Annotated in this window: 5 protein-coding genes; 3 read left to right on the top strand and 2 right to left on the bottom strand. The window is 37.7% G+C overall.

The window, feature by feature from the left end:
* On the top strand, positions 1–585 hold a 585-nt coding region (locus CK510_RS26300), incomplete at its 5' end, for an amidase family protein (protein ID WP_245912447.1).
* Between the two features lie 126 nt (positions 586–711).
* Here the strand turns inward: CK510_RS26300 and CK510_RS32055 are convergent.
* Positions 712–870, bottom strand: coding sequence for a hypothetical protein (locus CK510_RS32055; RefSeq protein ID WP_158224967.1), 159 nt, complete (start codon positions 868–870; stop codon positions 712–714).
* Between the two features lie 63 nt (positions 871–933).
* Complete coding sequence (locus CK510_RS26305; RefSeq protein ID WP_095724476.1) at positions 934–1,860, bottom strand: helix-turn-helix domain-containing protein; 927 nt, start codon at positions 1,858–1,860, stop codon at positions 934–936.
* A 194-nt stretch (positions 1,861–2,054) separates the two neighbouring features.
* Here CK510_RS26305 and CK510_RS26310 point away from each other — a divergent pair, with 194 nt between their 5' ends.
* On the top strand, positions 2,055–2,969 hold the full coding sequence (locus CK510_RS26310; RefSeq protein ID WP_095724477.1) for an alpha/beta hydrolase: 915 nt from the start codon (positions 2,055–2,057) through the stop codon (positions 2,967–2,969).
* Positions 2,970–3,748: 779 nt separating this feature from the next.
* Entirely contained in the window at positions 3,749–4,828 is a 1,080-nt protein-coding gene (locus tag CK510_RS26315) for a helix-turn-helix domain-containing protein (RefSeq protein WP_095724478.1), read from the top strand.
* Positions 4,829–4,888: the final 60 nt, after the last annotated feature.

Below are 4,888 nucleotides of genomic sequence, written 5' to 3' on the forward strand. Positions count from 1 at the left end.
GTTGTCGAAATTTCCTGTCCCCGTTTCCGCTATGGTTTACCCAGTTATTACATTATTGCTCCTTCCGAAGCTTCGGCAAATTTGGCGCGGTACGATGGTGTAAAATATGGTTTGCGGGCTGAAGATGCGGATAATTTACTATCAATGTACAATCGTACCCGCGCAAGTGGTTTCGGTGCTGAAGTGAAACGCCGAATTATGATTGGTACTTATGCATTGTCTGCGGGTTACTATGATGCTTATTATTTGAAAGCACAAAAAGTTCGCACTTTGATTAAACAAGATTTTGAGAAAGCATTTGCAGAAGTTGATGTTTTGGTTTCTCCCGTTGCCCCGACAACTGCATTTAAATCGGGGGCAAAAACAACCGATCCTTTGAGTATGTATTTAATCGATTTGATGACAATTCCTGTGAATTTGGCTGGTTTACCAGGTATCAGTGTACCTTGCGGTTTTGATGATGCCGGAATGCCAATTGGATTGCAGTTGATTGGTAATGTCTTGCAGGAGGAAAAGTTATTTCAAGTCGCATATGCATACGAACAATCAACTAATTGGCATTTGCAGGAACCCAAAATTGATTAATTACTGGTAATTGGGAATGTCTGAAGCACAAATCAATTACCCATTACCCACGAAAATACTGTAGGGGCAAACGGTTGTTTGCCCTATTTTATTTTGTTGTATTGTTGTATATTAACCTCCCAACTCTTAATTAACGTAGAGAGACGCGATATATCGCGTCTCTACATTACCAATTACCAATTCCCAATTACCAATTCCCAATCCCCAATCCCCAATTCCCAATTCCCAATTCCCAATTACCAATTCCCAATCCCCAATCCCCAATCCCCAATTACCAATTACCAATTACCAATTACCAATTACCAATTACCAATTACCAATTACCAATCCCCAATTCCTAACTATTAACTATTGAGGAGAAGGAATTGCTGTTGCAGAAACTTCAGGTTCAGGAGCATATTTAATAAACTTTAAACTACCTTCACCACCCATAACAGTCGCAGTTTTTTTATTTGCGGAAACTAAAACCGCACCAGCATTACCCGAATATACACTGACTTCCTTTGCACCTGTCCAAGCTTGCTTATCTCCCTTCTTCAAAGTACCCTCAAACGCGGTTTTACCATCGACTTTAACACGCAACCAGGATTCACCTTGTAGTTCAATTTCAACTTCAACACCCGAACCAGATTTAATTGTGGGGGATATAGAAGGAGTCGGAGTCACGCTTGGGGTAGAAATTGGAGTCGGAGTTGGATTTGCTGTTGGAGATAGGGTTGGTGACGCTTCTGGAGTCGATGTAGTTGTTGGAGATTGTGTCGGTGAAGCTTTAGGAGTTGATGTTTCCGAAACCACTACTGGTATACTGTTCTGAGTATTAGTTGGACTTGGGGTACTCGTAGCTGTTAATTTGTTATTTTGGACGATCGATTCACCATTACGTTTAGGACTGAGGATATAAAATAATCCTAGCGAAGCACCTATTAGTAGTAAAACATACGGAACTGCTAGTGGTATATATAAACTTGATTTCTTTTCTATACTTTTATTTTCGCTCCCATATGCCATTGGTAAGAATAAATCACCAAAATTTGCTGTTAGTATAGTTCCATCTATACCAATAGCATCGCAGTAGCGACGCATAAATCCTTGAACAAAAACGGCTTCAGGTAAGTCTTCTGCTCTTCCTTGCTCGATCGCTTCTATAAATGCCGCGCGAATGCGTGTATGTGTTGCTACCTCTTCTATCGAAATAGCTTTTTCCTCCCTTGCTTGTCGTAAGTAAACTCCTATTTCTCTAAATTGCTCCTCTTGAGCCTCATTTGACAGCTTCACATTTTTCTCCTATTCTCCACTTATACCTACTATTCAATAGAGAAATCGCGGTTTTTTGTGTATATAATTAAACTGATTAATCAAATTTATGAAAAATAAACATTTGATTGTACATTCATCACTTTAGAGTACCAAATATTTGGTTCAAAAATTAATAATTGTTCTTTTGATTGTATATATAACTACTTAGAAGAATGGAAAGAATAAGCGAAAATTTAATACACTTCCTCCCTCAGTTTCTTTTCGGAGTCGCGTTTCTGGTTGTAATTGCTTACGCTATTGGTTGTTTTTTATTGTACTGCCAACAACATAAGTCTATTTTCTTTCCTTCTCCTGTAATTGAAAAAACACCATTAATGTATGATGTACCGTTTGAGGATGTTTGGCTGCCAATTAAAGTTGCTGGAAAGAAAATTGAGCAAAAGATTGAGCAAATTCATGGTTGGTGGATGGATAATCCCAACGCGAATGGTAAGGTTTTACTTTATCTGCATGGAAATACACTGAATATTGCTGCTAATCTTTATGCTGCTACTGGATACTACAAAGCCGGGTTTTCGGTATTGTTGATTGACTATCGCGGTTTTGGTAAAAGTCAAGGTTCCTTTCCCAATGAAGCACGAGTATATGAAGATGCCGAAACTGCATGGAACTACTTAGTTGAAAAGCGAAAAATCCCTTCTAGTCAAATATATATCTATGGACATTCACTAGGAGGCGCGATCGCAATTGATTTGGCAGTAAAATGTCCGGAAGCGGCTGGATTAATTGTGGAAAGTACTTTTACTTCGGTTAGCGAAGTTATCACAGCACGGAAACTTTTTCCTCTCTTCCCCGTCGATTTACTTCTAACACAGCGATTTGACTCGATCCAAAAGGTTCCAAAGCTCAAAATACCAATTTTGATAATTCATGGTACTGAGGATAATACAATCCCAGTGTTTATGGGTAAAAAACTCTATGCAGATGCACCTCAACCAAAAGAAATAATTTTAGTTTCAGGTGCAAATCATAATAATGTGGGAGAAATTGCTCCGTCGCAATATGCTAAAGCTGTTCAGTCTTTTTTGCAAGTTGTACGGAAGAAAATTCAAGCACCTACGTATTAATTACACTTAATTGTGTACTTAGTAAGAGTGAAAATTCCAAAAATCCTACTTATTGATTTGCGAATATTTTGTTAATCAATTTAGTCGTCAAATAATTATCTCTTGAATTCTTATACCTCATGTTTATGTACATGTTTAGGTACTGAATTTCTGTTTTCAGGTTTTGGAAGTTAGATACAGCAAAATCCAGCATCCAGAAGTCAGAAATAAAAAAGCTCTCTCTATATATGGCTTTTTAACCGATCGACAGTACAGAGATGTAATTGCAATCTGCTGTATTAAGGACTTCCAACTAAAAAAACTCCAATTTCATTGTAGGTTATGACGATAGTCCGTAACGCAACATCAATCTAACAATGGTGGGTTACGAGAAGTTCTAACCCACCCTACAACGAAATTGGGTTAGAGCTAAGTATTATTGTGGTTTAAATTAAAATCGTAAAAATACTTAATCTAAAAATATAGGTTTTTGCCTTACTTTTAAAGGTGTTATGACTACATTTAAACTGTAATTAAATTGCAGTTACTTTTATCTATCTAAACTTTAGTTTTAAGTGGATTTACGGCACTGCCGTAAGTTTGGGAATTTACTGATTTAACTTAAAAGCGCCATAGGCATTAATGGCTCTTAAATTTCTATTTGAAAAAATATTTTCAACATCTAGAAATATTTGAAAAATGATACTTATATAATCCGGAAAGCTTCGTAATCAATAGAAGAATTTACACAGGAAGGGCTTTCCGCATTAAATAAATAATATCTATTTACAATAAAGACTATGACAGCCATATACTCATTAAGTACCCCTGGAAATCCAAGTATTGAAATTAGCCAAGACGAACTGCGAGCAATTTTAGGGGACATTGAAGCAGAACTACATCGCAGTAAAGTATATCGTCGTGCCTTGGCTACAATTCAAAAAGTATTTGGAGAATCATCCGAACAAGGCAAACAGTTAATTAAAGCTATTGGACGGGAAGCGATTGGTTTAGCATTCCATAAGTTTACACAGCAACAGCACCAAAAAGCTGAAAATAAGCAGGAGACTGTAGAGCCAAATACGAATCAAATCAGCGTCACAGAAGAAAACTCCGGTAATTTAGCCGAGTGCTTGACAAGCGTCAAATTTCATCCCAAAGTGGAAGTCGAAGAAGCTGGAGTAGCTAATCTGGAATTAGTTACAGACACTGCAAATACTAATACCGCAAAATCAACTCAAGAAAGTACCTCAAAAACAGCTTCCCCCCTAGCTTGGTTGAAGAACAACAAAAAAGCTTCCAAAGTTGAACTTGCTGAACAAGTAGCTCTACAGCGTGTGGAAACCCTGCGGCAAATTGGTAAACAATTGCGTCAAGCAAGAGAATTAAAAGGATTATCACTGAGTCAATTAAATATCTATACCCACGTACCACCTCATCAGATAGAAGCAATTGAAAATGGTAATTGGGATGTGTTACCAGAGGAAGTATACGTACGTGGGTTTATGCGTGTCATTGGTAATGCATTAGGACTCAACGGTACAAATATTGTAGCTGCTTTACCCGCACCAGCACCAGTCAAAATAATTCCCCCAGTATGGTGTAAAGAGGAGAAAAGTTCTGTTGGTATAGCATTTGATATTCGTCCGATGCACCTATATATTGGTTACACTGCTTTAGTAGCTGGTGCTGTTGGTGGATTGTCCCTAATGTCGCAACAAACTGAAGCAAACCGACTGCTTCCTGATACTGATAAAGCAACCTCGTCTTCCTTTAATCAGACTGTTAAAGAAAACGAACCCAATGCCAAACCAGGATTACAATCTAATGGTAAAGGTATTTCCGTTGGTTCCGACATTGCACCACCAGAAGCGTTGTAAAATAGATTGGGAATTGCAATAAGCAAAATAAATAAGGGCAAAATAAATGGAATATAAATA

Source organism: Brunnivagina elsteri CCALA 953 (assembly GCF_002289455.1).
GTDB lineage: Bacteria > Cyanobacteriota > Cyanobacteriia > Cyanobacteriales > Nostocaceae > Brunnivagina > Brunnivagina elsteri.